This is a genomic window from Arthrobacter sp. 10N410, from assembly GCF_056394945.1.
In genome coordinates this window covers 89,565-104,423 of the sequence record NZ_JBFTIP010000006.1, presented here as the reverse complement: position 1 = coordinate 104,423, position 14,859 = coordinate 89,565, and the positions used below count along the sequence as shown (strand labels likewise).

At 70.1% G+C, this 14,859-nt stretch carries 14 protein-coding genes; 5 read left to right on the top strand and 9 right to left on the bottom strand.

The window, feature by feature from the left end:
* Window positions 1–94: 94 nt before the first annotated feature.
* A complete protein-coding gene (locus tag AC1DB8_RS13850) occupies window positions 95–1,033 on the top strand; it encodes an endonuclease domain-containing protein (RefSeq protein ID WP_476893351.1) in 939 nt (312 codons plus the stop codon).
* Between the two features lie 61 nt (window positions 1,034–1,094).
* On the opposite strand, the gene AC1DB8_RS13845 is transcribed toward AC1DB8_RS13850, so the two are convergent.
* Window positions 1,095–2,552 carry an MFS transporter gene (locus AC1DB8_RS13845; RefSeq protein WP_441417415.1) on the bottom strand — a complete coding sequence of 486 codons (1,458 nt, stop codon included), beginning with the start codon at window positions 2,550–2,552 and terminating at the stop codon, window positions 1,095–1,097.
* Between the two features lie 198 nt (window positions 2,553–2,750).
* Here AC1DB8_RS13845 and AC1DB8_RS13840 point away from each other — a divergent pair, with 198 nt between their 5' ends.
* Entirely contained in the window at window positions 2,751–3,854 is a 1,104-nt protein-coding gene (locus AC1DB8_RS13840; RefSeq protein ID WP_476893350.1) for an LLM class flavin-dependent oxidoreductase, read from the top strand.
* Entirely contained in the window at window positions 3,854–4,366 is a 513-nt protein-coding gene (locus AC1DB8_RS13835; RefSeq protein WP_476893349.1) for a MarR family winged helix-turn-helix transcriptional regulator, read from the top strand. Before AC1DB8_RS13840 ends, AC1DB8_RS13835 begins: the two co-directional genes overlap by 1 nt.
* 48 nt (window positions 4,367–4,414) lie before the next feature.
* Here AC1DB8_RS13835 and AC1DB8_RS13830 read toward each other — a convergent pair whose 3' ends face one another.
* From AC1DB8_RS13830 to AC1DB8_RS13820, 3 genes are all read right to left on the bottom strand, one after another.
* Window positions 4,415–5,221: a transglutaminase-like domain-containing protein gene (locus tag AC1DB8_RS13830; protein ID WP_441417412.1), complete on the bottom strand. Its 807-nt coding sequence runs from the start codon at window positions 5,219–5,221 to the stop codon at window positions 4,415–4,417.
* Between the two features lie 84 nt (window positions 5,222–5,305).
* Window positions 5,306–6,118, bottom strand: coding sequence for a hypothetical protein (locus tag AC1DB8_RS13825; protein ID WP_476893348.1), 813 nt, complete (start codon window positions 6,116–6,118; stop codon window positions 5,306–5,308).
* 30 nt (window positions 6,119–6,148) lie between these two features.
* On the bottom strand, window positions 6,149–7,501 hold the full coding sequence (locus tag AC1DB8_RS13820; RefSeq protein ID WP_476893347.1) for a M20/M25/M40 family metallo-hydrolase: 1,353 nt from the start codon (window positions 7,499–7,501) through the stop codon (window positions 6,149–6,151).
* Between the two features lie 84 nt (window positions 7,502–7,585).
* On the opposite strand from AC1DB8_RS13820, the gene AC1DB8_RS13815 reads away from it, so the two are divergent.
* Entirely contained in the window at window positions 7,586–8,260 is a 675-nt protein-coding gene (locus AC1DB8_RS13815; RefSeq protein WP_476893346.1) for a DUF1684 domain-containing protein, read from the top strand.
* 4 nt (window positions 8,261–8,264) lie between these two features.
* Complete coding sequence (locus tag AC1DB8_RS13810; protein ID WP_476893345.1) at window positions 8,265–8,786, top strand: GtrA family protein; 522 nt, start codon at window positions 8,265–8,267, stop codon at window positions 8,784–8,786.
* Between the two features lie 15 nt (window positions 8,787–8,801).
* Here the strand turns inward: AC1DB8_RS13810 and AC1DB8_RS13805 are convergent, their stop codons facing one another.
* From AC1DB8_RS13805 to AC1DB8_RS13785, 5 genes are read right to left on the bottom strand one after another with little or no spacing between them, the layout of a single operon-like run.
* The gene (locus AC1DB8_RS13805) at window positions 8,802–9,953 is read right to left on the bottom strand and encodes a cysteine desulfurase family protein (RefSeq protein ID WP_476893344.1); all 1,152 of its coding nucleotides are present in this window, start codon (window positions 9,951–9,953) and stop codon (window positions 8,802–8,804) included.
* Between the two features lie 8 nt (window positions 9,954–9,961).
* The gene (nadC, locus tag AC1DB8_RS13800) at window positions 9,962–10,918 is read right to left on the bottom strand and encodes a carboxylating nicotinate-nucleotide diphosphorylase (protein WP_476893343.1); all 957 of its coding nucleotides are present in this window, start codon (window positions 10,916–10,918) and stop codon (window positions 9,962–9,964) included.
* Window positions 10,915–12,759 carry an L-aspartate oxidase gene (locus tag AC1DB8_RS13795; RefSeq protein WP_476893342.1) on the bottom strand — a complete coding sequence of 615 codons (1,845 nt, stop codon included), beginning with the start codon at window positions 12,757–12,759 and terminating at the stop codon, window positions 10,915–10,917. The genes nadC and AC1DB8_RS13795 overlap by 4 nt, the downstream gene beginning before the upstream one ends.
* The gene (nadA, locus tag AC1DB8_RS13790; RefSeq protein WP_476893341.1) at window positions 12,756–14,054 is read right to left on the bottom strand and encodes a quinolinate synthase NadA; all 1,299 of its coding nucleotides are present in this window, start codon (window positions 14,052–14,054) and stop codon (window positions 12,756–12,758) included. Before nadA ends, AC1DB8_RS13795 begins: the two co-directional genes overlap by 4 nt.
* Window positions 14,051–14,779 carry an NUDIX hydrolase gene (locus AC1DB8_RS13785; protein ID WP_441417403.1) on the bottom strand — a complete coding sequence of 243 codons (729 nt, stop codon included), beginning with the start codon at window positions 14,777–14,779 and terminating at the stop codon, window positions 14,051–14,053. Before AC1DB8_RS13785 ends, nadA begins: the two co-directional genes overlap by 4 nt.
* Window positions 14,780–14,859: the final 80 nt, after the last annotated feature.

The window sequence follows — 14,859 nt, the reverse complement described above, 5'->3', positions numbered from 1 at the left end:
TCAAAACGACAACTACTGCGAGCTAGTTGGGTTCGTGCGGCCCGGGCCTGTGGATAACCGTCTGGGTGCCGCCGGAATTTGCCAGCATGGGGCCATGAAGACGCCGCAGCCCCTGCCGGACCCGGTTGCCCGTGCGCCCTTCACCTTCCAGGAGGCGCTCGACGCCGGGGTCAGCTACCGCCGGCTCCGGCACCGCGGGCTAGCATCGCCGAGCCGTGGCATCCGGATTCCTTGCGCCGCGGAAACGCCGCCCGACCTGGAGCCACTGGTGCGGCCCTTCACCCGGATTACGGAATTCACGGCCGCCTCGCACGCCACGGCATTCCGGCTCTGGGAGATGCCTGGATTCCTACCGGGGGCGGATGATCCGGGCATCCACCTGTCGCGGCCTGACTCCATGGCCATCCCCCGGCGGACTGGCGTGATCGGCCACGTCGGTCAGTTCTTCCCCGATGAGATCGTGAGTATCGGCGGCCTCCTCGTGACGACGCGGGTCCGTACCTGGCTCGATGTGTCCCGGTTGATGGGGGTGGACGAACTCACCGTGGTGGCCGACCATCTGATCCGTGTGCCGCGGGCTGACCTGGAGGGCCGCAGTGATCCCCACGCCAGCATCGCGGACCTGGCCGAGATGCTGGACCGGCACAAGGGCACTCCCGGAATCCGGAAGGCCCGGCTCGCCTTGGAGCAGGCCCGGGTCGGCGCGGACTCGGCTCCAGAGACCCGGCTGCGGCTTGCACTGACGCGGGCCGGTCTGCCCGAACCCGAGGTGAACCCGCGCACGGAGTTGCTCAACGGCGTCGTGCGTCAACCCGATCTGGCGTATCCGGAATTTCTGGTGGCGGTGGAATACGAAGGCGACGGGCACTCCGAGGCCTGGCAGGTGATCCGGGACATCACCCGCGAGGAAGACTTCAGCCGGGGCGGCTGGACGCTGGTCCGGTTGTCCAAACGCCACATGGCCAACGACGCCCGCTCTGCGGTGTCGAAGGTCCGCGCCGCGCTCCTGGACCGGGGCTGGAGGCCGCGTTGACCTTCCCAACTGGCTGGCAGTTGTTGTCGTTTTGGGCCCTCAAAACGACAACAACTGCGAGCTAGTTGGGGGCGGAAGCCGATTCGGCGGTGTGTGCGGGGGCGGGGTCCGGGTCGGAGAATGCCAGCTTGGGTACCAGCATCAGGGCTGCGGCCGCAGCCAGTCCGGTGACCCCGCAGATGGTCCACACCGTGAGGTAGCCCGCCAGCGGCGCCGCGGTCTGCCCGGCGGCGGCAGAACCAGCGTCGGCCAGGACGTGGTTGAGTAGGGCAATGCCGAACACCGCCGACGCGAAGGCCCCGCCGATGGTCTTGGTCGTGTTGGTCAGGCCCGTGGCCATCGCCGTCCGGTTCAGCGGCGCCGCAGCGGCCGCCGCCGAGGGCAGCGCCGCCACGAGCGCCCCGGAGCCGACGCCGGCCACCGCCATGTTGACCAGGGCCTCGGCCAGGCTGCCGTGGAAGGGCAGGAAGAGCAGGTAGCCCAGCCCCACCAAGGTCGCCGCGCCCACCAGGGTCCAGCGCGGGGTCAGCCGGCGCGTCACCACGGGGTACAGCAAAGCCCCCACCAGCAACGCCAGCACGTACACGCCGATGATGATCGAGACCTGGCCGGCGCGCAGCCCCAGCCCGTAGCTGTGTAGTGCAGGATCGGTCCGGGCGAAGGTGGAAAGCGGGGCCTGGGCGCCCAGCACGGATACCCCGAACAGCCCCGCGGTCAGCTGCACCGGCCACATGGACTTGGACCGCAGCATCCGGATGTCCACCAGCGGATCCCCGCGGCCCAGCTCGACGCGGGTGAACGGAACGAAGACCAGCAGGCCGGCCGCGACCAGCGCCCAGGCCCACCAGGCCCCGGGGCCGCCCAGCCGCATGAAGGTCAGTCCGGACGTGATCAGCAGGAGCCCGACGGCGAGCAACGCGAAGCCGCGGGTATCCACCCGGCCGCCGCTGCGCTCGGTGGATTCCGGCACCCCGAAGCGGATCGCGAACCAGCACGCCGTCACTGCCAGGGCAGGAAGCATCAGCACCAACTGCAGTTGCCCTGCGAAGGCTTCCACGAGGGCACCGGCCGCGAGGGCACCGGCGATGACGCCGAATTCCAGCGCGCCGACAAGGGCCCCGGCCGCGCGTCGGGTGCGGGCGGCGCCGTCGGGCAGCCCGTGCACCCGGCTGAAGACGAGGGCGATTTCCAGCGGCAGCCAGACCACATAGAAGCCCTGCAACGACCACGCCGCGAGGAACGTCCAGAAATCCGGCGCCAGCGCAACGCCCCAAGAAGCGGCGGCGGTGAGCACGGTGGAGACGAGCAGGATCCTGCGATGTCCGTACAGGTCTCCCAGTTTCGCGAGCACCGGCACGGCCAGGGCACTGACCGTCAGCTGGGCGGCCTCGAACCAGTTGACGTCGGCGTCGTGGATCCCCAGGTGCCGGGCGATGTCGGTGAGGATGGGGGTGTAGTAGCCCTGCAGGATCCCGCTGGTGAGTTCCACCAGGCACAGAAAAGCGACAACGCGGCGCATGGCGCGACCTTCCGGGCGGGCTGGGCATCTGGCGGCCAGCCGATTGATTGCATCCTAGAGCCGGGCCCCGCGCGCTCCCCGCAGGACGTGGAATATCCCGGCGTGGCGGACGTTATAGAGGGTGATAGATGCAAATGCATGTAAATCGGTTATAGTAGAAACAGCTCCCGGAAGTCTCCGGTCACGGAAAGGCACATCATGCAGATCGGCGTATTCAGCGTCAGCGATATCACCACCGACCCCACCACGGGGCGCACCCCCACGGAACACGAGCGCATCAAGGCCTCGGTTGCGATCGCCAAGAAGGTCGAAGAAATCGGCATGGATGTCTACGCCATCGGCGAGCACCACAACCGGCCGTTCTTCTCCTCCTCCCCCACCACCACGCTCGCCTACATCGCGGCGCAGACCGAGCGGATCATCCTCTCCACGGCCACCACGCTGATCACCACCAATGACCCGGTGAAGATCGCCGAGGACTTCGCGATGCTCCAGCACCTCGCCGACGGCCGGGTGGACCTGGTCCTGGGCCGCGGCAACACCGCCCCGGTCTACCCCTGGTTCGGCAAGAACATCCAGGACGGGATCGAACTCGCGATCGAGAACTACTCGCTGCTGCGCCGGCTCTGGGACGAGGACACGGTCAACTGGTCCGGCAAGCACCGCACCCCGCTGCAGAACTTCACGTCCACGCCGCGCCCGCTCGACGGCGTTGCCCCCTTCGTCTGGCACGGCTCCATCCGCACGCCGCAGATCGCTGAGGTGGCGGCGTACTACGGCGACGGCTTCTTCGCCAACAACATCTTCTGGCCCAAGGAGCACTACCAGCAGCTGATCGGCCTCTACCGCGAACGCTACGAGCACTACGGCCACGGCAAGGCGGACCAGGCGATTGTGGGCCTCGGCGGACAGTTCTTCATGCGGAAGAACTCGCAGGACGCCGTGAAGGAGTTCCGCCCGTACTTCGACAACGCCCCCGTCTACGGCCACGGCCCCTCGCTCGAAGACTTCACCTCGCAGACCCCGCTGACGGTCGGCAGCCCGCAGGAAGTCATCGAGAAGACCCTGACCTTCCGCGAGTACTTCGGCGACTACCAGCGCCAGCTGTTCCTGATCGACCACGCCGGCCTGCCGCTGAAGACCGTCCTGGAGCAACTGGACCTGTTCGGCGAGGAAGTCCTGCCGGTGCTCCGCAAGGAATACGCCGAGAAGACTCCGGCCCACGTTCCCGAGCCGCCCACCCACGCCGGTCGCGTGGCCGCCTCGCTGGCGGTCCGTGAGGCCGCCCCGCAGGACGCCTGATGTCCGCGAAGGCTGCGCCGGCGGAAGCCGGCCGGGCCGGGGCACCGGCGGAACCGGGCACCAGCCCGGCCTCCCCGGTGCGGCTCGCCGCGCAGACCTGGGAGTCCCTGTTCCGGGCCCAGGTCGCGGTGATGCGCCGGCTGCAGGCAGGACCTGCCTTCAAGTCCCTGGCCCTCAACGAGTACGACGTGCTGTTCACGCTCTCACGCTGCCCGTCCGGCTGGCTCCGCCAGAATGAGCTCAACGACCATGTGCTGCTGAGCCAGTCGAGCCTGAGCCGGCTGGTGGAGCGGCTGGAAAAGCGCGGCCTCGTGGAGCGCAGGCCCGCCCCCGACGACGGCCGCGGCGTCCTCATCCGGCTCACCGAAGCCGGGCGGGAACTGCAAAAGGCGATCGGGCGGGAGCATGTCCGCGACATCGCCTCCCTGGTGGGCCCGGCGCTCACCGCCGAGGAACAGCGCGAGCTGCTGCGCCTGACGGAGAAGCTGCGGGCCTCGGTGGCGTCGCGCTAGCTGTCCTGCTCCGCCGTCGGCCCCTGGGCGAGCCCAGCGGAACGGCTGCTAGCGGATGGCGAGCAGCGCCGCCGGGTCCTCGACCGGCAGCTCGCCGGTGACGGTGGCGGTGACCTTCAGTTCCTTCAGCAGGAGGCTGCCGCCCACCGTGGACAGGAAGGCCGTGTCCGAGGAGTCCCGGCCGGCCGTAATCCGGAGCATGCTCTCCCGCGGCGCCAGGCCGGTCGGATCGATGACGTGCCAGGCGCCGTTGACGTGGGCTTCGGCCACGGCATGGAAATCCATCGGGCTCAGCCCCGGAGCATAGACCGCGGCCAGCCGCGCCGGGACGTTCTTGGACCGCAGCAGCGAGATGGCCAGGTGGGCAAAGTCCCGGCAAACACCGCGCCGGTGCAGCAGGGTCTCGACGGCGCCGTCCGTCCCGCGCGAGGACCCGCTGACATAGCGCAGTTCGCTGAAGACCCAGTTCCGCACGGCGTGCAGGAGCTCCCCGCCGTCGAGGCCGCCAAACTCGGCGTACGCCGTCGGGAGGAGCCGGTCGGATTCGGCGTAGCGGCTGGGCCGGACGTAGCGGATGAGCTCCATCAGTCCGGGTTCCTCCGGAACGGCGGATCCGGTGACGGTGGCGCCATACTCCACCAGCACCTCGGTGGGTTCGGCGAACTCCATGTAGTGGAAGCGACCGCCGTGGTGGTCCGAGAGCTCGGTCAGGGGCACGTCTTCGCCTCCGGCCGTCACGGACAGCGACTCCTCGAATCCGCTGTAGCCCGGGTTGCGGGCTACAGCGACCGCCATCGCGACCTTGGTATCGGCCACGGTCTTGAAGGCCAGGCGTGCGGACACGATGCGTTCCATGAATCTCCGGAGGGTGCGAGCGAAGCCGCTGGATTGTCAGCGGGAGGGCAATGTCCCCGGGCCGCCATGGTGCCGGCGGGGGGACTAGTTTTTGATCTTCAGCGACATTAGCATCCGCTGGACATTGGCGAATTCCGAGCCCTCGTTGACGTATTTGTCCGCCTCGCCCAGAGTGTCAAAGGACTGGGCCGGGGCGACTTTCTGGTCCGGAGCGAACGCCTTGAGCTCAAGCAGGTCGCCGAAGGAGTAATCGCCCTTGCCTTCGGGGCCGCGCACGACGTTCCGCAGGGCGCAGGCTTTGCCGCCCGCCCCGCCGACCACGTTGGTGATGCCGTACGAGCCGAAGTACTTGTAGCCCTGGATCACGCGGAACACCACATGCGGGTCGATGGTTCCTTCCCCGCCGAGGTGCGGCAGTTCCACCGGAACGCTGCTGACCACCACGTACGGCTTGGCCGTCCCCGGCTTGCAGACGGCCGCCGCCTGCGGCCGGAGTCCGGTCTGCAGCGTGGCCAGGTACCGGCCGTCCGCGTCCTTGACCTCGATCTTGAGCGCCCCCGGCAGTGAGCCCTGCGCCGGGGTGACGGACTGGGCAATCCACTCCTGCGGCAGGTCGAAACTCACGTTCTTGCCGGGATCGGAGTACGTTTTCCAGGCCGCCGCCGTGGCACCAGCGGAGGCGGTTGCGGAACCAGAGGCGCCCGCGGAGGCCGAGCCGCCTGACGCGGCGGCCGGGGACGACGCACCGGTGGAGGAAGCCGTCGAGCCGGCACCCGGACTCCCTGCCGTCCAGGCCGGCGTGCCCTTGCCTTCGCTGCTGCAACCGGCGAGCGCCCCGGCGGTGAGCGCCAGCGCGGCGGCTATCCGGAGTCCGCGGGTAAGAACCGTGCCAGTCATGCTGCCAGCGTAGCCGGGCACCCGCGCGGTTCAGAGCCTCCGGAGCAGCGTTTCGTAGAAGCGGACGCCGTGGCACAGGGTCTCGAGCGAGATTTTTTCGTCGACGGCGTGGATCGAGCCGCGGTCCGCGGCGTCCATCGCGAAGGGCGCGAACCGGTACACGGAGTCGCAGATCCGGGTGAAACGGCGCGAGTCCGTGCCACCCATCATGATGTACGGCGTGATGATCGCCTCCGGGAAGGTCTCTGAGATACAGTCCTCCAGCAGCTGCCACTGCGGACCGGTGGAGGCGGACACCGGCGTGGGCTCGTTGCCCTCCACCACCCGCAGTTCCACCATCGGATCCCGGATGACTTTCCGCAGCCGCTCCACGGTTGCGGCCACGGTATCTCCCACGGCCACCCGGACGTTGGCGTTCGCCTTGGCCGTGGCGGCGAGCACGTTGGCGCCCGCGCTACCTTCCAGGGTGGTGATGGCCACGGTGGTCCGGGTCATCGCGTTGGTTTCGTTCCCCAGCCGGCCGAAGAGCCACGTCATTGGGACCCTGAGCAGGGACAGGTTCGCGAAAGCTACCCGCAGCGGGGCCGGGGCGTGCGGTCCGAAGCGCCGGAGCATCTCCGCGGTCACCTCCGGGAGTCGCTGCGGGAAGGGATTTTGCTCGATCCTGGTGATCGCCCGCGCCAGCCGCGCCGTCGCTCCCATCCGGGGCGGCGTCGAGGCGTGTCCCCCCGGATCCCGGGTCAGCAGCTCCACGTCCAGGATCCCCTTTTCGGCCACGCCGACGACGGCGGCCGGCCGGCTCACGCCGGGGAACGCCCCGCCCGCCACGGCTCCGCCCTCGTCCAGCACCAGCCAGGGCCGCACCCCACGGCCGGCCAGCAGCTCCACGGCCGCTGCGGCACTGTCTCCGGCAGTCTCCTCGTTGTTGCCGAAGGAGAAGTAGACGTCGTGCGCCGGGGCAAAACCCTCGCCCAGCAGGGCCTCCGCGGCCTCCAGGATGGCGACCAGCTGGCCCTTGTCGTCCAGCGTGCCGCGGCCCCAGAGATGGGTTGCGTCGCTGTGGCCGGAGAACGGCGGGTGGGTCCACGCCTGTTCGTCCCCCGCCGGGACGACGTCGTAGTGGGCCATCAGCACCGTAGGGCGGCTGCCGGGATCCTCCAAGGTACCGGGCCAGCGGAACAGCAGGGCCGCCCCGTTGACGCGTTCCACCTCGAGGCCTGCGTGGACCGAGGGGTAGAGCCGGGGCAGGGCCGCCAGGAAGGCCTCGAACTCTTCGGCGTCCACCTCGGCCGGAACCCGGGAGGAGACGGTGCGGAACCGGACGAGTTCGGCCAGCGAGGCGGCGGCGCGGTTGGCGGACCCGGCGGGGGCGGAGTTGTGCATGCGCGAAGTCTACGGTCCCCCAGCGGCGCTCCGAGGGCACGGCCCGCCGCGTTTCCGGCGGCGAAACAAGGCTAGGCTGGGGGGATGGCTGAACAGCATTTTGATGGAGCGGACGTTGACGGCCCGGACGGCGTCTCGCGAATGTCCGCCGTCGACATCGCGGACTGGCGGCTTCGGACCTTTGCGCTCTACGCCGCCGTGCGTAAGATCGCCGCGGATAACCCGGCCGAAGCCCACTCCTACTGGCGGCAGGAGCGCGACCGGATGTTCGGCACGCACCCCGCCTCGCCGCTGACCGACGACGCCAAGGCGAACTTCGGCGGCCTGAAGACCGCGGACTACGATCCGATCTATCGCTTCCACGTCCCCATCACGAAAGAAGGCGCCGGACGGGAGATGAACGTCGAAACCGGTACCGACGGCCTCGTTCGTTTTGTCCGGCTGGGTACCTTCGACCTGCCGGAGATGGGCCAGCTCGCCGTCTGGAAGCTCAACGGCTACGGCGGCGGCATCTTCGTGCCGTTCCGCGACGCCACCGCCGGCCAGCCCGGCGGCAGCTACGGCGCGGGCCGCTACCTGCTGGACACCATCAAGGGCGCCTTCCACGGCGTGACGGGCTCGGGGCCGGACGCCGAGTTCGTGCTGGACTTCAACTTCGCCTACAACCCGTCCTGCGCCTACAACGAGGCGTGGGCCTGCCCGCTGGCCGGGCCGTCGAACCGCCTCGCCGTGGACATCCCGGTCGGCGAGCTGCACTAGACGGATGGAGTCGCAGCTACAACAAGCGCAGCCCTCCCGGCAGTACCCGCCGGACACCACCGCGGCCTCCCCAACTTCGTCCCCCTCTGTTTCACCGCGCCGCCGCCACCGGGGCGTGCTCCGCTATCCGGTGGTCCGTCAGCTGCTGCGCTTCACCGGCGTCGGCGTCGTTTGCACCGTGTCTTCGCTGGCACTGTATGCCTTCCTGCGGCCGTGGATCGGACCCCAGCCGGCCAACGCGGCCGCGTTGATCCTCACGTCACTGATGAACACCGCGCTGAACCGGCGGCTGACGTTCAAGATCACCGAGCGCCACCGGATGAAGCGCGACCATCTCAACGGGCTGATCGTAATCGCCGTCGCCCTGCTGATCACGGGCGGCAGCCTCGGCATCCTGCACTGGATCAACCCGGACGCCACCGTGGCCGATGAGCTCTGGACCACCACCCTGTCCGGCTTCCTGGCCACGGCCGTAAGGTTCACGATGCTGCGGCACTGGATCTTCCGCCGCGCCCGGCACCGCTAGCATCCAGCGGGCCGCCTAGCCGAGGGCGCGGATGCTGCCGACGGCGGTGCGCACCGCGGCTGCTGCTTCCCGCAGCTCGGGGGCGGTAATGGACGAATCGAAGCTGAAGCGCACGGCGGTCTGGGCCACTTCGGCGCTGATTCCCATCGCCAGCAACACGGGCGACGGCTCGTCGGAGCCCGCGGCGCAGGCCGAACCGCTGGAGCAGACCACACCCTGCCGCTCGAGTTCCAGCAGCACAGACTCGCCGCTGGTTCCCGGGAAGCAGAACGAGGCCACCGAGGGCAGCCGCTCGACCGGATGGCCGGTCAGCACGGCGCCGGGCACTCCGGCCAGGACGGCGCCGATGAAGTCATCACGCAGGGCAGCAACCCGCGGGGAGGCGTCCTGCTGCGAGGTCCCGGCCAGGCTCAGCGCCGTTGCGAGGGCCACCGCGCCGGCAACGTTCTCGGTGCCCGAGCGGCGGCCGCGTTCCTGGCCGCCACCGTGGACCAGCGGTTCCAGCCGGGTCCGGCCGCGCACGAACAAAGCTCCGCAGCCCTTCGGGGCGCCCAGCTTGTGGCCGGAAAGGCTCAGGGCATCGACGCCCAGGCCACGAGTGTCGAGCGGCAGCCAGCCCGCGGCCTGCACGGCGTCGCTGTGGAACGGGATGCCGCGACCGCGGGCCAGTGCCGCCAGCCGGGCTACGGGCTGGATGGTGCCGACCTCGTTGTTGGCGTACATGACGCTGGCGAGCGCGGTTTCCGGCCGGAGCACGGCCGCGAACGCTTCCTCGGTCACCTGCCCGTAGCGGTCCACCGGGACCACGTCGACCGCGAAGCCGTGGACACGTTCGAGGTACCTGGCGGATTCCTCCACCGCGGGATGTTCGACGGCGCTGATCGCCACCCGGTCCAGGTGCGGGTCCGCAGCGCGGCGGGCCAGGGCGATGCCCTTGACGGCGAGGTTGTCCGCTTCCGTGCCGCCGGAGGTGAAGACGACCTCGCCGGTCCGGCAGCCCAGGGCCTTGGCCGTCGTTTCCCGGGCTCCCGCGAGCGCCGCGGCGGCGGCGTCGCCGAGCGAATGGTGGCTTGAGGGGTTGCCGAACTCGCCGCTGAGATACGGCCACATGGCCTCGAGCACCTCGCGGCGGACCGGCGTGGTGGCGGCGGCATCCAGGAAGATCACGGCATTCCTCAGTCGAGCGCCGGCCCGGCGGCCTGGGCCATAGCCCCGGCGGCAGGTTCCAATTCGATGTCGAGGCCCAGGTCTAGGGCGCTGACACTGTGGGTGAGCGCACCGATCGAGATGACGTCCACCCCGGTGGCGGCGATGCCGGCCACGGTCGCGAGGCTGACGTTGCCGCTGGCCTCGACCCGTGCCCGCCCCGCGACGAGTTCGACGCCGTCGGCGAGTTCGATCAGTGAGAAGTTGTCCAGCATGATGGTGTCCACGCCGGCGGCCAGCACGGGCTCGATCTGCTCCATGCTGTCCACCTCCACCTCGAAATGCGTGGTGTGCCCCAGCCGCGCCTTGGCGTCGCGCAGCACCGCGGTGAGCTTTGCCGGGTCACCACCGGTGAGCACCGCCAGGTGGTTGTCCTTGGCCAGGACCGCGTCCGAGAGGCTGAAGCGGTGGTTTGCTCCGCCGCCGCAGCGCACCGCGTAGCGCTCCAGCACGCGAAGCCCCGGCGTCGTCTTCCGGGTGTCGGTGATCCGCGCGCGGGTGCCGGCAACCAACGCGACGAACTCCGCGGTCCGGGTAGCGATCGCGCTCATCCGCTGCACCAGGTTCAGCGCCACCCGTTCGGCCAGCAGCACGCCGCGGGCGTTGCCGGTCACCCTGGCCAGCGCCGCGCCGGCCTCGAAGGCATCGCCGTCGGCCACGAGCAGTTCGACGACGGCGGCCGGGTCCGCCAGCTTCATCGCCGCGGCGAACACCTCCCCGCCGCTGAGCACCCCCGGCACCCGGGCTGCCAGCACCGCAGTGGCGCGGGCGTCGGCGGGGATGAGGGTCTGCGAGGTGATGTCGCCGTACGGGGAGTCCTCCTGCAGGGCGGCGCGCAGCACGGCCTCCACGGCGGCCGCGGGGAGGGTGCCGGCGAGGGCAGTCACCGGGAGGGCGCCCGGTCGGGCCGTGGCGGGTGCTGTCATGACGAAATCCTTTGTTTCGGGCGGGATGCGGCGGCATACCGGTGGCCGTGGGATAGGGCGGCCGGGGCGGAACGGGCCGGGGCTGCGAGCATTGCGGGGACGACGGCGTCGCCGTCACGGGAGGCGGGGTCTGCGTCCGCCCGGAAGTGGGCGCCCACCGAGCCGGTCCTGGCCCGCGCGGCTTCCACCAGCAGGCGTGCGGCCAGCAGCAGATTCCGATCCTCGTGCCCGGACTGATCCAGGCCTGCGTCCGTCACCCTCTCGGGCCGGACCACGCCAGCCCAGGCAGCAAGCTGCGCAGCCGCAGCATTGAGGTCGGCCCCCGTACGCAGCACCCCGGCAGCCCCAGTCATCAACCGCCCCAAAGCCTGCCGCGAAAACAACCCCGGACCAGGCCCAGACTCCAAAAAACCATCGGGCAGGCTGGCCGGGTGATACTCCCGAGCGGCACCCGGGGCCGGCTGCCCACCGTCGTTCGACGGTGTTCCGGAAGCGTGCGTCAAGGCGAGGCCGCCCGCGGCCGAGACAGCACGCGGAGGAACGGCGTCGTACGACGCCCAAGCTGACGCACAGCCATGTCCCGCACCAAGGAAGTCCTCCACGGCCCGTCGCCCGAACACCAGCCCTTCGAGCAGCGAATTGCTGGCAAGCCGGTTGGCGCCCTGGGCCCCCGTGCACGCGACCTCCCCTGCAGCGTAGAGCCCCGGTACCGAGGTGCGCCCGCGCAGGTCGGTGGTGACCCCGCCCATCCAGTAGTGCGCCGCCGGGGACACGGGCAGCGGTTCGGCGGTCCAGTCGTACCCGGCGGCGCGCGTCGCTGCCGTGATGGAGGGGAACCGCCGGGCCAGGAAGCCCGGCCCGCGGCTGGCTTCAATTCCCCGGGCATCCAGGTAGACCGGGCTGTCCGCCGGGAGCCCGGCGGCCGCAAGGTGCAGCGCGATACTGCGGGAGACGACGTCGCGCGGGGCCAGCTCCGCGTCCGGGTGGTAGTCGGGCATGAAGCGGTAGCCGGCGGCATCCAGCAGCACGGCACCCTCGCCGCGCACCGCCTCGGAGATCAGCAGTGCGGGCGGCCCGCCCGGCACCTCGGCTGCGGCCAGCGTGGTCGGGTGGAACTGGAAGAACTCCAGATCGCGGACCGCGCCCCCCGCGCGCCAGGCCAGGGCGAGGCCGTCGGCGGTGGCGACGGATGGGTTGCTGGTGCGGGCGAACAGCCGCCCGGCGCCGCCGGTGGCGAGCAGCACGGCGTCGGCGTCGAGTCGCTTCGGCTCCGCGCCGGCCAGGTAGGCGACACCGGTGACGGCGCCCGGATTTGCTCCTGACGGACCGCCGCCCTCGGTGAGGAGCTCGGTCACCAAGGCGCCGGTTTCGACCCGGACTCCACCCTGGACGGCGCGCTCGAGCACAGCGGCCACGAGCGCACGCGCGATGCGGGCCCCGGTCGCATCGCCGCCGGCGTGAAGGATGCGGGCGGCCGAATGCGCAGCCTCGAGCCCCAGCGCCGGGGCGCCGTCGGCACGGACGTCGAAGTCCACACCGAAGCGGCGCAGCCCGGCGATGTCCCGGACGGCCTCCGTGCACAGGATCCGCACCGCCTCGGGATTGTTCAGCCCGGCCCCGGCGGCGAGGGTATCGGCGATATGCGCCGCCACGGAGTCACCCGGTGCGGCCTCCCCCGGCGCCAGCACGGCGGACACGCCGCCCTGGGCGTAAAAGGTGTTGCTCTCCTCGAGCGCGCCCTTGGTCAGGAGCACCACCTCAGAGGCGGACGCTTCCGAGGCGAGCAGCGCCGCGTACAGCCCGGCGATCCCGCTGCCGACGACGATGAGCCGCCTGGTCACGGCCGGGCCGCCAGCATGCGTTCGAGCGCCACGCGGGCCGGAGCCGCGACGTCGTCCGCCACCGTGATGCGGTTGACCACCTCGCCGCGGACCAGGGACTCCAGCACCCAGGCCAGGTAGCCCGGGTGGATGCGGTACATGGTGGAGCAGGGGCAGATCACCGGGTCCAGGCAGGAAATGGTGTGCTGCGGGTTTTCGGCGGCCAGCCGGTTGACCAGGTTGATCTCGGTGCCGACCGCGAAGACGGTGGGCTCGGTGGCGGCGGCAATGGCCTTGCGGATGAAGTCGGTGGATCCGGCAGCATCGGCAGCGTCGACCACCTCCATGGGGCACTCCGGGTGCACAATGACCTGCACGCCCGGGAACTCGGCGCGCGCCTTCTCGATCTGGGCCACGTTGAAGCGCTTGTGGACGGAGCAGAAGCCGTGCCAGAGGATCACGCGGGAATCCTGCAGCGACTGTTCGTCGTTGCCGCCGAGCTCCTTGCGCGGATTCCACATCGGCATCTGCTCCAGCGGCACACCCATGGCCTTGGCGGTGTTGCGGCCCAGGTGCTGGTCCGGGAAGAACAGCACGCGCTGGCCCCGCTCGAACGCCCACTCCAGCACGGTGGCGGCGTTCGAGGAAGTGCAGACAATGCCGCCGTGCTCGCCGCAGAAGCCCTTGAGCGCTGCCGAGGAGTTCATGTAAGTGACCGGGATGACGGGCACCCGGCCGTCGGCGTCGGGGTCGGTGCCGAACAGCTCCTCCAGCTGTTCCCAGCACTCGGTGACCGAGTCGATGTCCGCCATGTCCGCCATCGAGCAGCCCGCGGCGAGGTTGGGCAGGATCACGGCCTGCTCCGGCCGGGACAGGATGTCCGCGGTTTCGGCCATGAAGTGCACACCGCAGAAAATGATCGCCTCGGCGTCGGGCCGGGTCAGGGCCGCATTGGCGAGCTGGAAGGAGTCGCCCACGAAGTCGGCGTATTCCACCACCTCGTCGCGCTGGTAGAAGTGCCCCAGGATGACGGCCCGGTCCCCCAGCGCTGCCTTGGCGGCCCTGATGCGGGCGTCCAGTTCGGCGTCGCCGGCCAGGCGGTACTCCTCCGGGAGCTGGCCCTGGCGGGGGGTGGACGGCGGGGCCACGTCGGCCACAGAAGCTCCGGGGCCGTAGGCGGGCACACCGGCAAGGGCCTCGGCGAGGTCGTAGTCCCAGGGACCCCGGGCGAGCGCGGGGCTGCAGGTGGACCCCGCGGTGCTGCCTTCAGCCTGTTCGCGCGTGATCAGCTGGATCGCCGTGTTGACGCTGCTCATGGTGTGCTCCTGTTGTCTGGATCGAGGCCTGGGCGGCCGGTAAAGCGGTAGAGGCGGGGCGGGCGGTGCTTGCCGCCTTGGAGGTATTCGTCGGTTTCTTCGATTTCGGGGGCGGCTTTGATCTGGCGGCGGAAGTTGGCCGGATCCAGCTCGCGGTCCAGGACTGCCTCGTAGACTTCCCGGACCTGGGCGAGGGTGAAGTACTCGCCCAGCAGGTGGTAGGCGATGGAGCCGTAGGCCATCTTGTTCCGCAGCCGCCAGAGCGCGTACTCGATGATGGTGTTGTGGTCGAACGCCAGTTCGCCGAGCCGGTCGGCCCGGAACCAGCGGACGTTTTCGGATTCGTCCGCGAGCGCGGCCTCGGTGGGCTGGACCAGGGCCCAGTAGACGATCGAGACCACCCGCTGGGTAGGCGAGCGGTGCAGGCCGCCAAAGGCGTAAAGCTGCTCGAGGTAGCTTGGCGCCAGTCCGGTGGTTTCGCGCAGGTTCCGGGAGGCGGCGTCCTGCAGCGACTCAGCATGGGTCAGCGGCCCGCCCGGCAGCGCCCACAGCCCCTTGAATGGCTCCCTGATCCGGCGCACCAGCGGGATCCACAGCGTGGGGCGGCCCGAGCGCTCACTCGGGCGCAAGGCGAAGATTACCGTGGAGATGGCCAGCGACGGCGGCGCGAGCTGGCGCTCCGAGACGTTGGCTGGAGAGGTGTAGACGGTGATCAACCCCCGCATTCCGGGGTCCGGACCGGTCCCGTGGAGACTGCCCGGACGGTTCCGGCCCTACCGCCGGAATAGTTATAGTCAAAGTGACT

Coding starts and splice junctions, on each gene's coding strand:
- AC1DB8_RS13850 (WP_476893351.1), top strand. CDS start 95: ATGAAGACGCCGCAGCCCCTGCCGGACCCGGTTGCCCGTGCGCCCTTC.
- AC1DB8_RS13845 (WP_441417415.1), bottom strand. CDS start 2,552: ATGCGCCGCGTTGTCGCTTTTCTGTGCCTGGTGGAACTCACCAGCGGG.
- AC1DB8_RS13840 (WP_476893350.1), top strand. CDS start 2,751: ATGCAGATCGGCGTATTCAGCGTCAGCGATATCACCACCGACCCCACC.
- AC1DB8_RS13835 (WP_476893349.1), top strand. CDS start 3,854: ATGTCCGCGAAGGCTGCGCCGGCGGAAGCCGGCCGGGCCGGGGCACCG.
- AC1DB8_RS13830 (WP_441417412.1), bottom strand. CDS start 5,221: ATGGAACGCATCGTGTCCGCACGCCTGGCCTTCAAGACCGTGGCCGAT.
- AC1DB8_RS13825 (WP_476893348.1), bottom strand. CDS start 6,118: ATGACTGGCACGGTTCTTACCCGCGGACTCCGGATAGCCGCCGCGCTG.
- AC1DB8_RS13820 (WP_476893347.1), bottom strand. CDS start 7,501: ATGCACAACTCCGCCCCCGCCGGGTCCGCCAACCGCGCCGCCGCCTCG.
- AC1DB8_RS13815 (WP_476893346.1), top strand. CDS start 7,586: ATGGCTGAACAGCATTTTGATGGAGCGGACGTTGACGGCCCGGACGGC.
- AC1DB8_RS13810 (WP_476893345.1), top strand. CDS start 8,265: ATGGAGTCGCAGCTACAACAAGCGCAGCCCTCCCGGCAGTACCCGCCG.
- nadC (WP_476893343.1), bottom strand. CDS start 10,918: ATGACAGCACCCGCCACGGCCCGACCGGGCGCCCTCCCGGTGACTGCC.
- nadA (WP_476893341.1), bottom strand. CDS start 14,054: ATGAGCAGCGTCAACACGGCGATCCAGCTGATCACGCGCGAACAGGCT.
- AC1DB8_RS13785 (WP_441417403.1), bottom strand. CDS start 14,779: ATGCGGGGGTTGATCACCGTCTACACCTCTCCAGCCAACGTCTCGGAG.